This is a genomic window from Bacteroides sp. AM37-9, from assembly GCF_003603455.1.
GTDB lineage: Bacteria > Bacteroidota > Bacteroidia > Bacteroidales > Bacteroidaceae > Bacteroides > Bacteroides xylanisolvens.
The window spans coordinates 1-21,094 of the sequence record NZ_QTNF01000003.1 but is presented as its reverse complement, the minus strand read 5'-3'; the positions used below and the strand labels follow the sequence as shown (position 1 = coordinate 21,094).

General features: G+C 42.4%; 19 protein-coding genes and 1 tRNA gene. 17 read left to right on the top strand and 3 right to left on the bottom strand.

From position 1 onward, the window contains the following. The first annotated feature begins 21 nt into the window (after nt 1–21). Both DW862_RS02790 and DW862_RS02785 read left to right on the top strand, forming a co-directional pair. A complete protein-coding gene (locus DW862_RS02790; RefSeq protein ID WP_004302396.1) occupies nt 22–1,659 on the top strand; it encodes a hypothetical protein in 1,638 nt (545 codons plus the stop codon). Nucleotides 1,660–1,697: 38 nt separating this feature from the next. After that, nucleotides 1,698–2,573, top strand: a complete 876-nt coding sequence (locus tag DW862_RS02785) for an AraC family transcriptional regulator (RefSeq protein ID WP_004302395.1) — start codon at nt 1,698–1,700, stop codon at nt 2,571–2,573. 4 nt (nt 2,574–2,577) lie between these two features. Here the strand turns inward: DW862_RS02785 and upp are convergent, their stop codons facing one another. Then, nucleotides 2,578–3,231, bottom strand: coding sequence for a uracil phosphoribosyltransferase (gene upp / locus DW862_RS02780; RefSeq protein ID WP_008023141.1), 654 nt, complete (start codon nt 3,229–3,231; stop codon nt 2,578–2,580). Between the two features lie 280 nt (nt 3,232–3,511). Here upp and pckA point away from each other — a divergent pair, with 280 nt between their 5' ends. The 5 genes from pckA (at nt 3,512) to DW862_RS02750 (ending at nt 10,297) form a co-directional block, all read left to right on the top strand. After that, the gene (gene pckA / locus DW862_RS02775; protein ID WP_120067253.1) at nt 3,512–5,119 is read left to right on the top strand and encodes a phosphoenolpyruvate carboxykinase (ATP); all 1,608 of its coding nucleotides are present in this window, start codon (nt 3,512–3,514) and stop codon (nt 5,117–5,119) included. Nucleotides 5,120–5,269: 150 nt separating this feature from the next. Then, nucleotides 5,270–6,577 carry a hypothetical protein gene (locus DW862_RS02765; RefSeq protein ID WP_008023139.1) on the top strand — a complete coding sequence of 436 codons (1,308 nt, stop codon included), beginning with the start codon at nt 5,270–5,272 and terminating at the stop codon, nt 6,575–6,577. A 117-nt stretch (nt 6,578–6,694) separates the two neighbouring features. Next, a complete protein-coding gene (locus DW862_RS02760) occupies nt 6,695–9,187 on the top strand; it encodes a glycoside hydrolase N-terminal domain-containing protein (RefSeq protein WP_118408212.1) in 2,493 nt (830 codons plus the stop codon). Between the two features lie 31 nt (nt 9,188–9,218). Beyond that, nucleotides 9,219–9,776: a chromate transporter gene (locus DW862_RS02755; protein WP_004317546.1), complete on the top strand. Its 558-nt coding sequence runs from the start codon at nt 9,219–9,221 to the stop codon at nt 9,774–9,776. After that, entirely contained in the window at nt 9,773–10,297 is a 525-nt protein-coding gene (locus DW862_RS02750) for a chromate transporter (RefSeq protein ID WP_004317547.1), read from the top strand. The genes DW862_RS02755 and DW862_RS02750 overlap by 4 nt, the downstream gene beginning before the upstream one ends. Before the next feature lie 89 nt (nt 10,298–10,386). On the opposite strand, the gene typA is transcribed toward DW862_RS02750, so the two are convergent. After that, nucleotides 10,387–12,186 (bottom strand): translational GTPase TypA, encoded by a 1,800-nt coding sequence (gene typA / locus DW862_RS02745; RefSeq protein WP_004317549.1) that lies wholly within the window; start codon nt 12,184–12,186, stop codon nt 10,387–10,389. Nucleotides 12,187–12,341: 155 nt separating this feature from the next. On the opposite strand from typA, the gene rpsO reads away from it, so the two are divergent. The 3 genes from rpsO to DW862_RS02730 all read left to right on the top strand — a co-directional run bounded on the left by rpsO (nt 12,342) and on the right by DW862_RS02730 (nt 15,058). Next, a complete protein-coding gene (gene rpsO, locus DW862_RS02740; RefSeq protein ID WP_004296393.1) occupies nt 12,342–12,611 on the top strand; it encodes a 30S ribosomal protein S15 in 270 nt (89 codons plus the stop codon). A 186-nt stretch (nt 12,612–12,797) separates the two neighbouring features. Continuing rightward, nucleotides 12,798–13,373 carry a helix-turn-helix domain-containing protein gene (locus DW862_RS02735; RefSeq protein ID WP_009038953.1) on the top strand — a complete coding sequence of 192 codons (576 nt, stop codon included), beginning with the start codon at nt 12,798–12,800 and terminating at the stop codon, nt 13,371–13,373. A gap of 35 nt (nt 13,374–13,408) precedes the next feature. After that, on the top strand, nt 13,409–15,058 hold the full coding sequence (locus DW862_RS02730) for an AMP-binding protein (protein ID WP_087322220.1): 1,650 nt from the start codon (nt 13,409–13,411) through the stop codon (nt 15,056–15,058). Nucleotides 15,059–15,205: 147 nt separating this feature from the next. Here DW862_RS02730 and DW862_RS02725 read toward each other — a convergent pair whose 3' ends face one another. Continuing rightward, nucleotides 15,206–16,288, bottom strand: a complete 1,083-nt coding sequence (locus DW862_RS02725) for a mannose-1-phosphate guanylyltransferase (RefSeq protein ID WP_004310696.1) — start codon at nt 16,286–16,288, stop codon at nt 15,206–15,208. A gap of 164 nt (nt 16,289–16,452) precedes the next feature. On the opposite strand from DW862_RS02725, the gene DW862_RS02720 reads away from it, so the two are divergent. The 7 genes from DW862_RS02720 to DW862_RS02690 all read left to right on the top strand — a co-directional run. Continuing rightward, nucleotides 16,453–16,536: transfer RNA gene (locus DW862_RS02720), tRNA-Leu, on the top strand. 240 nt (nt 16,537–16,776) lie between these two features. After that, nucleotides 16,777–17,685 (top strand): hypothetical protein, encoded by a 909-nt coding sequence (locus DW862_RS02715; protein WP_117462331.1) that lies wholly within the window; start codon nt 16,777–16,779, stop codon nt 17,683–17,685. A 125-nt stretch (nt 17,686–17,810) separates the two neighbouring features. Next, complete coding sequence (locus DW862_RS02710) at nt 17,811–18,098, top strand: helix-turn-helix domain-containing protein (RefSeq protein ID WP_016660812.1); 288 nt, start codon at nt 17,811–17,813, stop codon at nt 18,096–18,098. Between the two features lie 5 nt (nt 18,099–18,103). Then, entirely contained in the window at nt 18,104–19,177 is a 1,074-nt protein-coding gene (locus DW862_RS02705) for an AAA family ATPase (RefSeq protein ID WP_117462411.1), read from the top strand. A 163-nt stretch (nt 19,178–19,340) separates the two neighbouring features. After that, nucleotides 19,341–20,306, top strand: coding sequence for a toprim domain-containing protein (locus DW862_RS02700; RefSeq protein WP_117462330.1), 966 nt, complete (start codon nt 19,341–19,343; stop codon nt 20,304–20,306). A 146-nt stretch (nt 20,307–20,452) separates the two neighbouring features. Next, nucleotides 20,453–20,836, top strand: coding sequence for a MobC family plasmid mobilization relaxosome protein (locus tag DW862_RS02695; protein WP_117462329.1), 384 nt, complete (start codon nt 20,453–20,455; stop codon nt 20,834–20,836). Further along, the coding region (locus DW862_RS02690) for a relaxase/mobilization nuclease domain-containing protein (RefSeq protein ID WP_243636443.1) at nt 20,802–21,094 on the top strand (293 nt) is incomplete at its 3' end. The genes DW862_RS02695 and DW862_RS02690, both read left to right, overlap by 35 nt.

The window sequence follows — 21,094 nt, the reverse complement described above, 5'->3', positions numbered from 1 at the left end:
TAATTCATAAATCAAAAATTAATGCCCTCTTATCCTAAAAATTATCCTTTCTATAGCTGGATGCCCAAGCCGTTGGGTATTATCATTCTGTTATTTTTCTTTCTGCCGATTCTTACGGTAGGCGGGGTTTATTCGGTGAATAGCACCGAAATGATGAGCGGGCTTGGCATTATATCCGAGCATATCCAGTTTGCCAACTTTGTTACTTCTATTGGTATGGCAGCCTTTGCTCCTTTCCTATATCAGTTGGTGTGTGTGCGGCGGGAGAAGATGATGTGTATTGTCGGGTTTGCGTTCATGTATATATTCAGTTATATCTGTGCAAAGACAGACAGCGTTTTTCTGTTGGCGCTTTGTAGTCTTCTGACGGGTTTCTTGCGTATGGTACTGATGATGGTCAATCTGTTCACACTTATTTGGTATGCGGGTGGAATGGAAGCTACCCGCAATATTACTCCGGGGTTGGAGCCGAAAGATACTGCCGGTTGGAATAAATTGGACATTGAAAGATGTGTGAGTCAGCCGGCTGTTTATCTGTTTTTTATGATTCTAGGACAGTCGGGCACAGCATTGACGGCTTGGCTGTCCTTTGAATATGAGTGGAAATATGTGTATTACTTTATGATGGGGATTCTCCTGATCTCTATTTTGCTCTTGTTTATTACCATGCCGAATTATAAGTTTCCCGGAAGGTTTCCTATTAATTTCCGTAAGTTCGGCAATGTCACTGCATTTTGCATCTCGCTGACTTGTCTCACGTATGTGCTGGTTTATGGAAAAGTACTCGACTGGTATGATGACGAATCTATTCGTTGGGCGACAGCTGTAAGTATTCTGTTTGCGGGAATTTTTCTATATATGGATGTAACGCGCCGGTCGCCTTATGTTTTGCTGGATGCGTTCAAACTGCGTACTATACGTATGGGAGCATTACTTTACTTATTATTGATGGTGATAAACTCCAGTGCTATGTTTGTCAATGTGTTTGCAGGAGTGGGGATGCATCTCGATAATCTGCAAAATGCTTCATTAGGTAATTGGTGTATGGTAGGTTATGCTATTGGTGCCGTGATTGCTATGGTGTTGGGAGGTAAAGGGTTACATTTTAAGTATCTGTTTGCGATGGGATTCTTCTTCCTGTCTTTATCAGCTGTTTTCATGTATTTCGAGGTACAAACGGCAGGAGTTTACGAGCGTCTGAAATATGCAGTTATCATCCGTGCCACAGGCATGATGATTCTGTATGCGCTGACGGCTGCTTATGCCAATCAACGTATGCCTTTTAAATATCTTTCCACCTGGATCTGTATTATGCTTACTGTGCGTATGGTTGTGGGACCGAGTATCGGCGGAGCAATTTATACAAATGTTTTGCAGGAGCGGCAACAACACTATATAACCCGTTATGCGCAAAATGTGGACCTGCTTAATCCGGATGCTTCCACTTCCTTCCTTGGTACGGTACAAGGTATGAAATATCAGGGAAAGAGTGAGACGGAAGCCCGTAACATGGCTGCTATATCTACCAAAGGGCGTATTCAGGTGCAGGCCACGCTCTCTGCACTCAAAGAGATGGCGGGATGGACAATTTATGGTGGGTTAATTTGTATGATATTTGTGCTCGTTGTTCCTTATCCTAAACGAAAATTGCTAACTTAGCGTCGTTTTTGATAATGATCTGTTAATATATTGGTATGATGGATAGCGGACAAGATCGTTTATTGCAGTTTGATCGCGATTTATTAAGTGGGAAAAATATATGTAGCTCTGAAGGGATATTTGTAAATTTTCCACCCTCACTGAAGAAACCTTTCCAAATGAAAGGGCTGGGGCTGATTATTTGCCGCCAGGGTAATTTCCAGTTTTCGCTTAATCAGAAAAAGCATTTCGCAGGAGCAGGCGAAAGTTTGTTTATTCCCGAAGACGGCGAGTTTCAGGTTTTGCAAGAGTCGGAAGACATGGAGGTACGGATTTTGATTTATCAGATAGAACCGATCCGGGATATTATGGGGAATCTGGTTGTTTCCATGTATATGTATTCCCGCCTTACTCCCGAAGAACCTTCTTGTGTCTGGTCTACTGGTGAGGAAGAAGAGATCGTAAAGTATATGTCCTTATTGGACAATGTGTTACAGTCGGAAGAAAATTCATTTAAACTTTATGAGCAGAAATTACTTCTACTTGCATTGACGTACAGGATTTGTTCTATTTATAATCGCAAACTCGTCAATGACGGGCGGGAAGTGGGAGGACGCAAAAATGAAGTCTTTATTCACTTGATCCAGTTAATCGAAAAATATTATATGCAGGAACGGGGTGTTGAGTTTTATGCGGATAAATTGTGCTTGTCTCCTAAATATCTTTCTGCCGTTTCTAAAAGTATCTGCGGATATACCGTGCAGGAACTTGTATTCAAAGCTATCATTCGTAAGAGCATCTCATTGCTTAAAAATACGCAGAAAGATATTCAGGAGATTTCAAATGCCTTCGGCTTCCCCAATGCTTCTTATTTCGGTACGTTCTTTAAGAAGCAGGTTGGGGTTTCACCGCAGCAATATCGGAAGAATCTTTAAACGTTTATTCTTTTTCGCCGTAGGCAAGATCGCCCGCATCGCCCAGTCCCGGAACAATGTAAGAATGTTCGTTGAGTTCGGGATCGATGGCTGCGCACCAGATTGTTGTCTTGTCTTTCGGAAATACATTCTTTATATGATCGATAGCCTTTTGGCTGGCGATAATCGAAGCAACATGAATTTCAGCAGGGTGTCCTTTCGTCAGCATTGCCTGGTAACTAAGTTCCATACTCCCCCCAGTTGCCAGCATAGGATCGGTGATAATCAGCGTTTTGTCATCAATGCGGGGAGAAGCGATATATTCTATGTGTATATCGAATTTTAGCGTATCTTTATATTTACGATAAGCGGAAACAAACGCATTCTCCGCCCTGTCGAAATAGCTAAGGAAACCTTGATGGAAAGGCAGACCAGCACGCAGGATCGTACTGATTACTAAATTGTTGTCCGGTGTACTGACCGGAGCGATTCCCAGTGGTGTCTGGATGTTCTTTACCGAGTATTTAAACTCTTTACTCATTTCATAAGCCATGATTTCTCCGATCCGTTCGATGTTACGGCGGAAACGCAGGCGGTCGTTCTGAACTTCTACATTTCTAATTTCGGATATGTACTGGTTTAGAATCGAATTAGTTTGGCCAAAATCAATTACTTTCATATTATATTTTAATCAAATTTTAATCTCATTTTCATAGTATTGATAACATACTGGCTTGCAAAGTAAACGATAATCTTTCAAATTGCAATATTCAGTTTGCAGATATTGTTAGGAATTTATAAAAGAGTTTCAATTAGGGAAAAATTTCTCTAATACCTTCTTCCTTTCCAAAGAAAGTATTACTTTTGTAGCCGGATTTACAAGGGGGTATCCAAAGCTCCCCATGTTAAGGTGAAAAGAGATAGAAAACAAAATACCAATTTTAATTAATTCAAAGAAAATGGCAAATTTAGATTTAAGCAAGTACGGCATCACAGGTGTGACTGAGATTTTGCACAATCCGTCTTATGATGTTTTGTTCGCTGAGGAAACAAAACCGAGTCTGGAAGGCTTTGAAAAAGGTCAAGTTACTGAATTAGGCGCTGTGAATGTAATGACAGGTATCTACACCGGTCGTTCTCCTAAAGATAAATTCTTCGTTAAGAATGAAGCTTCTGCTGATTCTGTATGGTGGACTTCCGAAGAATATAAAAACGATAACAAACCATGTACTGAAGAAGCTTGGGCTGACTTGAAAGCTAAAGCTGTAAAACAACTTTCCGGCAAACGTTTGTTCGTTGTTGATACTTTCTGTGGTGCTAACGAAGCTACTCGTATGAAAGTACGTTTCATCATGGAAGTAGCTTGGCAGGCTCATTTCGTAACTAACATGTTCATTCGCCCGACTGCTGAAGAACTTGCTAACTACGGAGAACCTGATTTCGTATGTTTCAACGCTTCTAAAGCAAAAGTTGACAACTACAAAGAACTGGGCTTGAACTCTGAAACTGCTACAGTATTCAACCTGAAGACTAAAGAACAAGTAATCCTGAATACTTGGTACGGTGGTGAAATGAAGAAAGGTATGTTCTCTATCATGAACTACATGAACCCGCTTCGTGGTATCGCTTCTATGCACTGCTCTGCTAACACTGATATGGAAGGAACTAGCTCTGCTATCTTCTTCGGATTGTCTGGTACAGGTAAGACTACTTTGTCTACTGACCCGAAACGTAAATTGATCGGTGACGACGAACACGGATGGGATAACGAAGGTGTATTCAACTACGAAGGTGGTTGCTACGCTAAGGTTATCAACTTGGATAAAGAAAGCGAACCAGATATCTACAATGCTATCAAACGTGACGCTTTACTTGAAAACGTAACTGTTGACGCTAACGGTAAGATTGATTTCACTGACAAGAGCGTGACTGAAAACACTCGTGTTTCTTATCCTATCTATCACATCGAAAACATCGTTAAACCGGTTTCTAAAGGTCCTCACGCAAAACAAGTTATCTTCTTGTCGGCTGATGCGTTCGGTGTATTGCCTCCAGTATCTATCCTGAACCCGGAACAGGCTCAATACTACTTCTTATCTGGATTTACAGCTAAATTAGCTGGTACAGAACGTGGTATCACTGAACCGACTCCGACATTCTCTGCTTGCTTCGGTGCTGCTTTCTTGTCATTGCACCCGACTAAATATGCAGAAGAACTGGTTAAGAAGATGGAGATGACTGGTGCTAAAGCATACTTGGTTAACACTGGATGGAATGGTTCTGGTAAACGTATCTCTATCAAAGATACTCGTGGTATTATCGACGCTATCCTTGACGGTTCTATCGACAAAGCTCCTACTAAGGTTATTCCTTTCTTCGATTTTGTTGTTCCTACAGAACTTCCGGGTGTTGATCCGAAGATCCTTGACCCACGCGACACTTACGAATGTGCTTGCAAATGGGAAGAAAAAGCTAAAGATTTGGCTGGACGTTTCATCAAGAACTTCGCTAAATTTACTGGTAACGAAGCTGGTAAGGCTTTGGTTGCTGCTGGTCCGAAACTCTAATTGGAGAATCAGATATAATATGGAAGGCGGTTCGATTTCGAACCGCCTTTTTTATTGCTATACTGTGTCTTTCTATGAAAAGGAATACTGTCTGCTTAGTTTTTTTTCCTATATTTGTCAAAACGAGACTATTTACTTTTAAAGACAGCTATGACGTATCTGGATACAGACAAACAGACCTATGCGGATTTAAGCATAACGGAGACTGCAAACAATGAGCAGTTTCTTTTCTCTTTGTTTTCTAGAACAGAGACGAAAGAAGGAAAGTCATTGATGATGAACTGGATTATGTATCCGTTAAGTGATTTGGATATGATCCGCAAAAGGCAGGAGGCTGTTGCGTGGGATGCTTTACCTGAACTTCTTTTGAATGAAGAAGAATTGGATTTTATTGAATATTATCTGGCTTATCGCGACCAGATCAGGGAAGCACACGTCTTACTGTCATGTGCTACTGTCATAGATCGCCTGTTGAGATATGATTCAACCCGTTATGTTATTTGTCGGGGAGTGAAATTGGTAATACATTTGCTGCATTGTTTGGAGAGATGGGCGAAAGAATTGGATGAGGATGCCCCACAATTGATGAAGGAGTCAGCCCGTATGGTGAATGATATTTTGTCCGGAAGTGAATTAGGTGAAGTCTTGGAACAGACTTCTGGCGAAGAAAGGCGGCTATCTAATTATACGATAGATAAATACGATTATCTATTTCGCTGTACCCGTTTGTTGTCTTTGAAAGAGTTATTATCAGTTTTGTATTTATTGGATGTCTGCCGGACAGCTCATCGGGTAGCGAAAGAGAAAAATTTCTGTTGTACACCGAAAGTGGTGGAAACAATGGATTTTTCGGTTGAGGATGTAGTTCATCCTTTTGTGAAAAATGTACGGGAGAATAACTGGGTGATGTCCCGGGGAAATATCAGTATTTTTACGGGTTCTAACATGGCGGGAAAGTCAACCACTTTAAAAGCACTGACTTTGGCTGTCTGGCTGGCGCATTGCGGACTGCCTGTCCCGGTGAAGTCAATGGTTTGTCCTCTTTACGAAGGTATTTATACTTCTATTAATTTGCCGGACTCTTTGCGTGACGGGCGAAGCCATTTCATGGCAGAGGTACTTCGTATAAAAGAAGTGATGCAAAAAGCGCTTACAGGAAAACGTTGTTTGGTCGTCTTGGATGAAATGTTTCGCGGAACTAACGCTAAGGATGCTTTTGAGGCTTCTCTTGCAGTCAATGAATTATTGAAAAGATTCTCTTGTTGCCATTTCCTTATATCAACTCATATCCTGGAGTATGCGAAAGCATTTGAAAAAGATCCTGCCTGTTGTTTTTATTATATGGAAGCGGAAATTATTGACGATGCATTTGTTTGTCATCATCGGCTATTGCAGGGGATTTCGGAGGCTAGGGTAGGATATTGGGTCGTGAAAAAACTACTGGCCGGTTTGATATAGTTTCACCTTATTATTGTGCCCATTAAGACGGTATTTTATTTTTATTAAAGGCATATTTTGATTACTTTTGTACAAACTATATACGAGAGAATAATCTTGAATAATAATGCGACAACCATGAAGAAACTCTATTTCTTTCTTATCTACTCCTTGTTTTTTGTCTCCGGACTTTACGCAGGTGAAACTGATTATACCCAAGGACTTTCCATCTGGTTTGATACTCCCAATACTTTGCAGGGGTATGCCGTGTGGTATGGGGGAAGACCGGAACTGTGGAAAGGTGGTGATAAACCGGAAACAGCAGGAAATGCAGGTCATAATCCGGATCCTGCTTGGGAATCGCAATCATTACCGATAGGGAATGGTAGTTTAGGTGCGAATATCATGGGGTCGGTGGAAGCTGAACGTATTACCTTTAACGAAAAAACGCTTTGGCGTGGCGGCCCGAATACGGCGAAAGGGGCGGACTATTATTGGAATGTCAATAAACAGTCGGCTCATCTTTTGGATGAAATACGTCAGGCATTTATGGAAGGAAATCAGGAAAAGGCTGAAATGCTGACACGTCAAAACTTCAACAGTGAGGTGTCTTATGATGCTGACGGAGAAACACCTTTCCGTTTCGGCAGTTTTACTACCATGGGAGAGTTTTATGTAGAAACAGGATTGAATATTATAGGAATGAGTGACTATAAACGTATTCTTTCTTTGGACTCTGCAATGGCAGTTGTTCAGTTTAAAAAGGATTATGTGGCTTATCAGCGCAATTATTTCATTTCTTATCCTGCCAATGTGATGGTGATGCGTTTCAGTGCGGATCAACCGGGTAAACAAAACTTGGTTTTTAGTTATGCGCCTAATCCGGTGTCTACCGGGAATATGGCTTCTGACAGTAATAAAGGGTTAGTGTATTCCGCATCTCTGGACAATAACGGAATGAAATATGTCGTTCGTATTCAGGCAGAAACAAAAGGCGGAACCTTGTCTAATGCAGATGGAAAACTGACGGTGAAAGGTGCGGATGAAGTTGTGTTTTATATTACGGCTGATACTGATTATAAACCTAACTTTGATCCGGATTTTAAAGATCCGAAGACGTATGTGGGTGTCAAGCCGGAAGAAACAACCAAGGAATGGATGAATAACGCAGTGTCACAGGGGTATACTGCTTTGTTTAGTCAGCATTACAATGATTATGCTGCTTTGTTCAACCGGGTTAAATTGAACCTGAATCCGGCGATCAAGGGAAGAAATCTGCCGACTCCCCAGCGCTTGAAAAACTACCGGGCAGGACAGCCGGATTATGATCTGGAAGAATTATATTTTCAATTCGGCCGCTATCTGTTGATTTCAAGTTCCCGTCCGGGCAATATGCCGGCGAATTTGCAGGGTATCTGGCATAATAATGTCGATGGACCGTGGCGTGTGGACTATCATAATAATATCAATATTCAGATGAATTATTGGCCAGCTTGCTCCACCAACCTGAATGAATGTATGCTTCCATTGGTCGATTTCATTCGTACGCTGGTAAAACCAGGTGAAAAGACCGCGAAATCTTATTTCGGTGCCAGAGGATGGACGGCATCTATTTCTGGCAATATATTCGGATTTACCACTCCGTTGGAAAGTCAGGATATGTCGTGGAACTTCAATCCTATGGCAGGTCCCTGGTTGGCTACTCATATTTGGGAGTATTATGATTATACAAGAGATCTGAAATTCCTGAAAGAAACGGGGTATGAGTTGATAAAAAGTAGTGCGGACTTTGCTGTCGATTATTTGTGGCATAAACCGGATGGAACATATACGGCTGCTCCATCTACTTCGCCGGAGCATGGCCCTATCGATCAGGGTGCTACCTTTGTACATGCCGTTGTACGTGAGATTTTGCTGGATGCAATCGAGGCGAGTAAAGTGTTGGGCGTAGATAAGAAAGAACGTAAGCAGTGGGAGCATGTGCTTGCCAATCTCGTTCCTTATAAAATAGGGCGGTATGGTCAGTTGATGGAATGGTCGGTAGATATTGATGATCCGAAAGACGAGCATCGGCATGTGAATCATTTGTTCGGACTGCATCCTGGGCATACGGTTTCTCCGGTCACCACTCCCGAACTGGCGAAAGCCGCTAAAGTAGTACTGGTGCATCGTGGTGACGGGGCTACCGGTTGGAGCATGGGCTGGAAGTTGAATCAATGGGCGCGTTTGCATGATGGTAATCATGCTTATACCTTGTTTGGCAATTTGTTGAAGAACGGTACGCTGGATAATTTGTGGGATACACATTCGCCTTTCCAGATTGACGGAAACTTTGGCGGAACAGCCGGTATTACCGAGATGTTGCTTCAAAGTCATATGGGTTTTATTCAGTTGCTGCCTGCTTTGCCGGATGCATGGAAGGAAGGCTCTGTCAGTGGTATCTGTGCAAAGGGGAATTTTGAAGTGGCTATGGTTTGGGAGAATAATCAGCTGAAAGAAGCTGTGGTTCATTCCAATGCGGGAGGAAACTGTGTGATAAAGTATGCTGATAAGACTCTTTCTTTTAAAACAGTGAAGGGGCGTAGCTATCGGGTTGAATATGATGTGACTAAAGGACTTATTAGACAGTAAATAGAAAATATCGGAAAATTAGAAAGTAGGAATGGTATTAGAGTATTTGAAATTGTTCGTGACGTTTGCGAAGATTGGAATGTTTACTATTGGTGGCGGTTATGCCATGATTCCGTTAATTGAACGGGAGATCGTTGCCAAACAGTGGATGAGTAAGGAAGAATTCATGGAGATGTTTGCCTTGACGCAGTCACTACCGGGTGTATTTGCTGTGAATATTTCTATTTTTGTAGGATATAAGTTGTATAAAGTGGGCGGGAGCCTGGTATGTGCTTTGGCTACGATTCTTCCCTCCTTTGTTATTATGATGCTGATAGCCATGTTTTTTGCACGGTTTCAAGATAATGAGGTGATGATTCGCATCTTTAATGGAATACGTCCTGCCGTGGTAGCGTTGATTTTGTTTCCTTGTATTTCTGCTGTAAGAGCTCTGAAACTGAAATACCTTCAGTTGGTTGCTCCTGCCATAGCTACTCTTTTGATTTGGCAGTTTGGACTGTCTCCTATTTATATTGTATTGGCAGGAATTCTGGGAGGATTGGTATATACATTGTGGTTGAAAGAAAAAATAATGAATAAAGAGGTATGATATATTTGCAGTTACTTTGGGTGTATCTTAAAATAGGTATGTTCGGTTTTGGAGGTGGATATGCGATGCTTTCCCTTATTCAACATGAGATAGTGGATATTCATCATTGGCTGACTCCCCAACAGTTTACGGATGTGGTGGCGATTTCGCAAATGACTCCGGGGCCGATTGGTATCAATAGTGCTACTTATGTAGGGTATGCGGTAACGCAAAGCGTGTGGGGAGCGGTGCTAGCTACGGTAGCGGTTTGTTTACCTTCTTTTATTCTGGTGTTGCTCATTTCTTATTTCTTTGCGAAGTGTAAGGATAACAAGTATATTAAGGCGGCTATGTCCGGACTGCTACCTATGTCGGTTGCTCTGATTGCTTCGGCTGCATTACTTATGATGAATAGAGAAAATTTTATGGACTATAAAAGTATCGGTATTTTTGCGGCAGCCTTTTTGGTTACATGGAAATGGAATCTTCACCCTATCCTGTTGATTTGTCTGGCGGGTGTGGTAGGATTGTTGTTGTATTAGTAATACGTGCCATACTGCAGAAAAAAATAAAATCCCGGTAAAACACTGCGTTTCACCGGGATTTCTATTATAATATAATGAAAGAATGGTTAGTTCTTGTTGGCACGTTTACGTTCGATTTCGTCCAAAATCACTTTACGCATACGCATTGCCTTTGGAGTAACTTCTACATATTCGTCTTCCTTAATATATTCCAGTGCCTCTTCAAGTGAGAACTGGATAGGCGGAATCAGACGTACTTTGTCATCCGAACCGGAAGCACGCATATTCGTCAGCTTCTTCGATTTGGTTACGTTGATAACCAAGTCGTTGTCGTGAGAGTGCTCGCCTACTACTTGTCCTGCATAGACTTCGTCCTGCGGGAAAATAAAGAACTTACCGCGATCCTGTAATTTGTCGATGGCGTAAGCAAAAGCTGTTCCGCTTTCCATAGCAATCATAGAACCATTGGTACGACGTTCAATTTCTCCTTTGTGCGGCTGATATTCTTTGAAACGGTGTGCCATAATGGCTTCACCGGCAGAAGCCGTCAGTACATTGGTACGCAAACCGATGATACCGCGTGAAGGCATATTGAATTCAAGATTGATGCGTTCGCCTGTATTTTCCATCTTTACCATTTCACCTTTACGGCGGGTAACCATATCAATAATCTTGCTGGAATATTCTTCCGGTACGTTGATGGTCAACTCTTCAATCGGTTCGCATTTCACACCGTCGATTTCTCTGAAGATAACCTGTGGCTGACCTACCTGCAATTCATATCCCTCGCGGCGCATTGTTTCAATCAATACAGAAAGGTGGAGTACACCACGGCCGGAAACAATCCATTTACCGTCTTCTTCACTCTTTCTTACGCGGAGGGCCAGGTTCTTGTCGAGTTCCTTCATCAGACGGTCGTGGATGTGGCGTGAAGTCACAAACTTACCATCCTTACCGAAGAAAGGAGAATCGTTGATAGCAAACAACATACTCATGGTCGGTTCGTCAATTGCGATGGGTGGCAGTGCTTCCGGACTTTCGAAATCACAAACTGTATCTCCAATCTCGAATCCGTCAATACCTACCAGCGCGCAGATGTCACCGGAAGAAACCTCATTTGTTTTCACACGGCCTAAACCTTCGAAAACATGGAGTTCTTTAATTTTGCTCTTGAACATATCGCCGTTACGTTTCACAAGCGTTATATTCATACCTTCTTTTAATGTACCACGATGTACGCGACCTACGGCAATACGACCGGTATAAGAAGAATAATCCAGAGAAGTAATCAACATCTGGGGAGTACCTTCCAACTGTTGCGGTGCCGGAATGTTTTCGACGATACAATCCAGTAGCGGAGTGATGCTGTCAGTTTGTTGTTGCCAGTCGGTGCTCATCCAGTTGTTTTTGGCGGAACCGTAAATCACGGGGAAGTCCAACTGATCTTCCGTTGCGTTCAAGCTGAACATCAAGTCGAAAACCATCTCGTAAACTTCTTCCGGGCGGCAGTTAGGTTTATCTACCTTATTAACTACCACAATGGGTTTCAAACCGATTTCGAGCGCTTTTTGCAGTACGAAACGAGTCTGTGGCATCGGACCTTCGAAGGCATCTACCAACAGAATACAGCCATCGGCCATATTCAATACACGTTCTACTTCACCACCGAAGTCGCTGTGTCCCGGAGTATCAATAATATTAATTTTTGTACCGTTGTAATTGATGGATACGTTTTTGGAGAGAATCGTTATACCACGTTCACGTTCCAAATCGTTGTTATCCAGGATAAGTTCACCACTATTTTGGTTGCTGCGGAATAAATTTCCGGCCAATAGCATCTTGTCAACCAGCGTTGTTTTCCCATGGTCAACATGGGCAATGATTGCAATGTTTCGAATATTTTGCATATAATACCTATTATTTGGCTGCAAAGGTACGAAAATAGGATTAGAAATATGCGCAATGATAGCAATTTTTTCTTGTAAATCGTTGTGTGATATAAAGATAATGCCTATCTTTGCACGCTCAAAAGAATAATTTATCAATTAAAATTCTAAGAATTATGTATTTAGACGCTGCTAAAAAGCAAGAAATCTTCGGAAAGTACGGAAAGTCTAACACTGACACCGGCTCAGCTGAGGCCCAAGTGGCATTGTTTTCCTACCGTATTTCTCACCTGACTGAGCACATGAAGCTCAACAGAAAAGATTATAGTACTGAAAGAGCGTTAACAATGTTGGTAGGTAAGCGTCGTCGCTTACTCGACTACCTGAAAGCAAGAGATATCGAAAGATATCGTGCTATTGTTAAAGAGCTCGGTTTGCGTAAGTAATCTACTTGTCGCGAAAAGATTTAAAGCCGTTCCTCATGATAGAGGAACGGCTTTTTTTTAGTTTCTTCTTTTTCTTCCTGATAGTCGTATTTTCTTCGGTTATAATTGTGTTCATCTAAAGATTTTGCTATTTTTGCAGCTTAATTATTATAATTTATCACCTTTGATAACTAAAATGCTTTCAAAATGGATACAAGTAAGATTGTTGGCGAGAAAATTAAAGCCCTCCGCGAAGATAAATCAATAAGCATAGAAGAGTTGGCGCAACGTTCAGGTTTGGCTATCGAACAGGTTGAACGTATTGAGAATAACATTGATATACCTTCTCTCGCACCGCTGATTAAGATTGCGCGTGTGTTGGGAGTACGTCTGGGTACTTTCCTTGATGATCAGGATGAAGTCGGACCGGTCGTATGCCGTAAGAAAGAAGCCAAAGATGCGATCAGTTTTTCCAATAATGCGATTCACTCTCGCAAACACATGGAATATCACTCGTTGTCCAAGTCAAAGGCGGACCGTCACATGGAACCGTTTATTATCGATGTGATGCCGACGCAAGATACTGACTTCGTGCTTTCTTCTCATGAAGGAGAAGAGTTTATCATGGTTATGGAAGGTATCATGGAAATCAGCTATGGCAAGAACACCTATCTGCTGGAAGAGGGTGATAGTATTTATTATGATTCCATTGTTCCTCATCATGTACATGCTTATGAGGGACAGGCTGCAAAAATCCTGGCAGTAGTTTACACACCGATTTAATGAAATAGTAGGAACCAAGACTTAAGTATAATTACATGCAATTATTTGATCGTACTTTGGGGCAGTGGCTGGAACACTGGGCTGAAGAGACTCCCGATAAGGAATATATCGTATATTCCGACCGAAATCTCCGTTTTACCTGGAGTCAGTTGAACCGTCGTGTGGATGATATGGCAAAAGGGCTTATTGCCATTGGTGTGGAACGTGGTACTCATGTGGGTATCTGGGCGGCTAATGTTCCCGATTGGTTGACATTGCTATATGCCTGCGCGAAGATTGGTGCGGTATATGTTACAGTGAATACGAACTACAAGCAATCGGAATTGGAGTATCTTTGCCAGAACTCGGATATGCATACGCTTTGTATTGTGAATGGTGAGAAGGATAGTGATTTTGTGCAGATGACATACACGATGCTTCCTGAATTGAAGACTTGTGAGCGTGGACATTTAAAGAGCGAACGCTTTCCATATATGCGAAATGTAGTATATGTAGGTCAGGAAAAACATCGTGGTATGTATAATACAACGGAGATCCTGCTGTTGGGAGATAATGTGGAAGATGACCGTTTGAACGAACTAAAAAGCAAAGTGGATTGTCACGATGTGGTAAATATGCAATATACGTCGGGCACTACCGGTTTTCCGAAAGGGGTGATGCTGACACATTATAATATCGCCAATAATGGATTTCTGACGGGGGAACACATGAAGTTCACGGCAGATGACAAACTTTGTTGTTGCGTTCCGTTGTTCCATTGTTTTGGGGTAGTATTGGCTACCATGAACTGTCTGACTCATGGTTGTACACAAGTGATGGTAGAACGTTTCGACCCGTTGGTTGTGCTGGCCTCTATTCATAAAGAACGTTGTACGGCTCTTTATGGTGTGCCGACTATGTTTATCGCCGAGTTGCATCATCCGATGTTCGATCTCTTTGATATGTCTTGTCTTCGTACAGGTATTATGGCGGGTTCGCTGTGTCCTGTCGAACTAATGAAGCAGGTAGAAGAGAAAATGTATATGAAGGTGACTAGTGTCTACGGATTGACAGAAGCCGCTCCCGGTATGACGGCCACCCGTATTGATGATCCGTTCGATGTACGTTGTAATACGGTAGGACATGATTTCGAATTTACGGAGGTGAAAGTGATTGATCCTGAAACAGGTGAAGAATGTCCGGTTGGGGTACAAGGTGAAATGTGTAACCGTGGTTATAATACCATGAAAGGATATTATAAGAATCCGGAAGCAACGGCGGAAGTGCTTGATGAAAACAACTTCTTGCATTCCGGCGACTTGGGTATTAAGGATGAAGATGGAAATTATCGGATTACCGGACGTATCAAAGATATGATTATTCGTGGTGGCGAGAATATTTATCCGCGCGAAATAGAAGAGTTTCTTTATAAGCTTGACGGAGTGAAAGATGTTCAAGTAGCTGGTATTCCTTCTAAAAAGTATGGTGAGGCAGTCGGAGCATTTATTATTTTGCAGGAAGGAGTACAAATGCAGGAAGCCGATGTACGTGATTTCTGCAGAAATAAGATATCCCGTTATAAGATTCCGAAATATATTTTCTTTGTGAATGAATTCCCGATGACGGGTAGTGGAAAGATTCAGAAGTTCAGATTGAAAGATCTGGGACTGCAACTTTGCAAGGAGCAGGGAATAGAGATTATTTAGAGACTCATGATTATTTAAAGACACACAAAGTTTTTCGATTATAAACAGTGAACGGTGAACTCTCTGCAATCAATTATGCGGTTTGTTCACCGTTCACTATTTGTATGGTCTTATCCGGTTTTGGCTCCGGCGTCAGGTTGCGTGTTATTAAATGAAATCATCGCCCAGTTGCATTTGGGCGTCGTTTACATATTTACGGATGGCATGTTCTTCATCTTTGCGGCAAATCAAAAGAACGTTGTCCGATTCGGCTATCAGAAATCCTTCCAGTCCATCGATAACGGCCAGTTTGCCTTTCGGAAGTACTACCATATTATCTTTACTATTATATATAAGTGAATGGCACTTCAGCGTAACATTGCCTTCCGGGTCTCTTTCCGATAAATCATAAAGTGATCCCCAAGTTCCAAGATCGGACCAGCCAAAATCTCCTAATGATACATACACATTATCCGCTTTCTCCATAATGCCGAAGTCGATGGATACATTAGGACATGCTGGGAAGTTTTCTTCGATGAATGCTTTCTCCTTGTCGGTGGCATAAATATCTTTTCCCGGTGCCAGTTTGGAAGCTAATTCAGGCAGTAAATCTTCACTTGCTTTGATGATTGTATTTACATTCCACATAAATAGGCCGGAATTCCAATAAAATTCTCCGCTCTCTACGAATACTTTAGCTAATTCCAGTTCCGGTTTCTCTGTGAATGTTTTTACTTTATAGAAGTTTTCTCCTGCGGGTTCGTCTATTTGTATATATCCGTACCCTGTTTCCGGGCGATTGGGTTTAATACCTAATGTCAGTAGCTTTTCCGAGCGTGAAACAAAATCAAGTCCTTTTTCGATAGCGGCAAGAAACTCATCCTCTTTTAATATTAAATGGTCTGAAGGAGCGACTACGATATTGGCGTTCGGGTTCAGTGCCCGGATGTGGTAAGCGGCCCATGCTATACACGGAGCGGTATTTCGTCTTGCGGGTTCCAGCAGAATCTGTTCTTCGTTCACTTCGGGCAATTGTTCCTTCACTAAGTCCGCATACATTGCATTGGTAACGATGAAAATATTTTCTGTTGGGATAACCTTTTGGAATCGGTCGAAAGTCTGTTGTAAAAGTGAACGGCCCGTTCCGAAGAAATCTAAGAATTGTTTGGGCAATGTTTTGCGGCTAAACGGCCAGAAGCGGCTTCCAATGCCGCCACCCATAATCACGCAATAATTATCCTGGTTTGTCATGATAGTGACTCTATTTTAAAGTTTCTGCTAATGTACGGTTTATTCTCTGAATAGAGAAGTGTTTAAGATATGTTTTATTATTTTTTTCTCCTTTTTTTTGCCAAACTATTGTGGAATCAAAATAATGTCGTATCTTTGCACCGCAATTGAGAAATCAAGTATGCGCCCAGATGGCGGAATCGGTAGACGCGCTGGTCTCAAACACCAGTGGATTCACTTCCATCCCGGTTCGACCCCGGGTCTGGGTACAAATAAACCCTGATAATCGACTGATTATCAGGGTTTTCTCTTTCTGTAAGGCGTACTAAATGTGTACTGAGCGACAAAAACAAGAATAGAGTGTACTTTTGTGGTTTTCATCCTTTCATCTTTATGATTTCTTAACTCTTATGCGTTCTTTTCTGTCTTATTATTGCTGATGTTTTCTCGGAAAATGCGATTTCCACCTTATATTTGTATCTGAGAACAAATTTATATAAGGTACAGTTATGGAAAATCATATAGAAACCAATTTCAGAGAGATACAGAAGATATTAGATAGTTGCGTATCGCATGGCTATAAAACTAAGGTTGATGCACTATTTTTAAAGCGTGAATATCTGACACAGGCTCAGCTAAAGGATTATTTGCGACAGGAAATTTTCCGTGTTACCGAAAATATAGTAGCCATTCAGCAAAAATACCGTGTCGTGCGTGATATTGTACAGGATATGGATGTTCCCGATTTTTTGTGGGAAAGCGGTTATTTTGAGGACTTAAACTCTAATGAGAGGAAAAAGTACATCGTTTTCCGCTGTTCTGATTTTGATATGGACGCATATTTGCATGAACCGTCTTGCTATGATGAACGACTTCCCTATTTTTCCATCATTGTTAGCCTTGTGGTACTTTCTAAGTATTTGTACTTTCTGCAAGAACAGGAAAGCAAATACTATACAGATTCTATTGCCCCCCAAGAACAAGTCTTGCCAAAAGAAAAAGATGAAAGTGTAGAAACCACTCCAGCCAAAATTGTGGGTAAAAGCAATCCCTTCAAATCCACTTTGAAAGCCAATGAAATCAAACTTCTGACTGAATGTGTGAACGAAGCGAATATGTTTACTACTACTGTCAGCACCAAAATACTTACCGATTTTTTCAACTGTAAGTTGGACGGTGTATTGAAAGTTAATAATACCCGTCTGTTGGCTTACCTAATGATGCAACTCAGCTGTTATAACTACATCGTTTATGAGTGGCAGTCAGTTATAGCAAACAACAAGTTGATATTGAAGAAGATAAAAGGAGAACCGCTTACACGTACTGACTTGTCGAGTGCGACAGACCAGGCGAAGAACATCTATCCGAAAGGATATGAAATCATAGACAAATACATCAAACAACTGCAAAAAGGTTGAGCATAGATTGAACGCTCAAACAAAGGTCAATTAGACTTCATTTTCAACCTCTTAACTTTGCCCCCGTTAACACAAAAGACGAGGGTGCGCACCTTCATATTGTTTCACCTAAATTCCCAAACGATATGGAAAAAGACTTGGAGTTAAGAGTTTCCGAACTCGAAAAGATGTTGTTCCTTTCAAAGAATGTGCTTAGCTTCGATGAAGCGAGCAGGTTCTTGAACCTTTCTAAAAGTTACCTGTACAAGCTGACTTCGGGTAACTTGATACCCCATTACAAGCCGCAGGGCAAAATGCTTTACTTTGAAAAAACTGAACTGGAAGCATGGTTGCGTCAGAACCCGGTGAAGACGCAGGCGCAGATAGAGCAGGAAGCGCAGAAGTATATCCTTAACCGTCCTCTAAAGAAATAATGGCTATGGAAAACAAGAAGAAAGAGGAAATCGGACAAGGCACAGCCATGACGAAAGAAGATTTTGCAGCCCTTTGGAAAACCATTCGTCTAAAGGTGACGGACACTTATGAAGTACCGCCCGAAATTCTTTGGGTGAACGGTTCTACTATCGGCACATTGGGCAATTTCAGCGCATCCACAGGCAAAGCCAAGAGCAAAAAGACATTCAACATTTCCGCCATTGTTGCGGCTGCATTGAAGAATGACGAGGTTCTAAAGTATTCGGCATATCTGCCACCGAACAAGCGCAAAATTCTCTATGTTGATACCGAGCAGAGCAAGTACCATTGCCATAAGGTCATGGAACGCATTTTGCGCCTTGCCGGACTGCCGACCGATAAGGATGTGGATGATTTTGTTTTCATTGTGTTAAGGGAGCAGACCCCCGACAAACGTAAGCAGATAATTGGCTATATGTTGGAGAATATGCCCGATGTGGGGTTGCTCATCATTGACGGAATCCGTGATTTGATGTACGACATCAACAGTCCGAGCGAATCGACCGACCTAATCAACCTTTTGATGCGCTGGTCAAGTGGGTATAACCTGCATATTCACACCGTACTGCATTTGAACAAGGGGGATGATAACACAAGAGGACATATTGGTACAGAGCTGAACAACAAAGCTGAAACCGTCCTGCAAATCACGAAAAGCACGCAGGACGGCAATATAAGCGAAGTAAAGGCGATGCATATACGTGACCGTGAGTTTGACCCGTTCGCATTTCGCATCAATGACAACGCTTTGCCCGAAGTCATGGACGGTTATGTATTCCAACAACCCAAGCAAGACAGGAACTTTCCGCTTACAGAGCTGATGGAACAGCAGCACCGGGAAGCATTGGAGAACGGTTTCGGCAAGCAGGTTGTACAAGGCTATTCCAATGTGATAGCGGCATTGAAACAAGGTTACGCAAGTATAGGTTACGAGCGTGGACGCAATGTCCTTGTGTCGCTTAACAAGTTCCTTGTGAACAAGCGCATGATTGTGAAAGAGGGTAAGGGCTATCGCTACAATCCCGATTTTCATTATTAAAAGTCGGTTTGGTTTAGTCCGGGTGTATATATAAACGGAACGGACTGTCTGTTTCCCGGTATCGACAGCAGGCAGGTTTAGTATGGTACGGGTATATATATGACGGACTAAACAGGACTGGCGCACTTTTCAACGATTTTTTAATCCCCAAAAAGAAAATATTATGAACATCGAAGATGTGAAACAAATATCCATTGCAGATTATCTGCATAGTTTAGGTTATTCGCCTGTCAAGCGGCAGGGTAACGGTTTATGGTACAAATCACCGTTAAGAGAGGAACACGAAGCGTCCTTTAAGGTGAATACAGACCGCAATCTTTGGTATGATTTTGGCGCAGGAAAAGGCGGCAACATCATCGCCTTGGCAAAGGAACTTTATTTTTCCGACAGTCTTCCCTACCTTTTAAAGAGGATAGAAGAGCAGACCCCGAATGTTCGCCCAGTCAGTTTTTCTTTTCCCCAGTGTAGGACAGAACCAAGTTTCCAACATTTGGAAGTCCGGGACTTAACTCATCCGGCATTGCTCCGTTATTTGCAGGGACGGGGTATCAATATTGAGCTGGCAAAAAGAGAATGTAAGGAACTTCATTTTACCAATAACGGGAAGCCGTTCTTTGCTATCGGGTTCCCGAACATGGCAGGAGGTTACGAGGTTCGCAATTCCTTTTTCAAAGGCTGCATTGCCCCGAAAGACATCACCCATATACGGCAGCAGGGAGAGCCGAGAGAGAAGTGTCTGGTATTCGAGGGATTCATGGACTACCTCTCTTTCCTTACACTCCGGATGAAGAACTGTCCGACCATGCCTGACCTTGACAGGCAGGACTATGTTATTCTTAACTCGACTGTCAATGTGCCGAAAGCCATTGACGTGCTATCCCCGTATGAACGCATCCACTGTATGCTTGACAATGATGAGACAGGGTATAAGGCAACACGGGCTATCGAATTGGAATACTCCTACCGTGTGCGTGACTTCTCACACAATTACAGAGGGTATTCGGACTTGAACGATTACCTGTGCGGCAGGAAGCAGGAACAGAAAAACGCAGCCAGCCAAGTACAGGAAATAAAGCAGAAAATCGGACAATGTGCCGTCCAAAAACAAAAGAGAGGCAGGGGCATTTAATCCGGCAGGATTGCCAGCGGTTGGCGGTTTCATAGGGAGAGCAAGGTTATGTTTCGGTAAACCGAAACTACCTTGCTTTGCTCACCGCAAAGAAAATTTCTCCCGTTGGTCGCAATTTTTAAGACACCATTCAAACGTAAAAAACCATGACGAGTATAAAGGACAAGCCGGGGGGACGTCCGGCAAAGAAACGGATAGAGAAGCAGCAACGGGTTGTCAGTACGAAACTGACCGAGTTGCAGTATTACGCCATCAGAAAGCGAGCCGGGGAAGCCGGGTTGTGTGTCAGTGAGTATGTAAGGCAGGCGGTTGTTTCGGCAGAGGTCATACCCCGGTTGAACAGGCAGGATGCGGACACCATCCGCAAACTGGCAGGGGAAGCCAACAACATCAACCAGTTGGCGCACCGGGCGAATGCCGGAGGTTTCGCACTGGTGGCGGTGGAACTGGTGAAGCTCAAAAACAGAATTATTGAAATCATAAACCATTTGTCGGATGATTGGAAAAATAAAAAAGGGAAGCGGTTTTAAGGGCTGTGTGAACTATGTGCTTGGCAAGGAACAGGCGGTTTTGCTTCATGCGGACGGGGTTCTGACTGAAAGCCGGGGCGATATAATCCGCAGCTTCTGTATGCAGACCGGGATGAATCCCGATTTGAAGAAGCCAGTCGGACATATTGCGTTAAGTTATTCGGCAGTGGATGCGCCCAAATTGACAGACGGAAAGATGGTACAGCTTGCGCAGGAGTATATGCGTGAAATGAAAATCACCGATACGCAGTATATCAT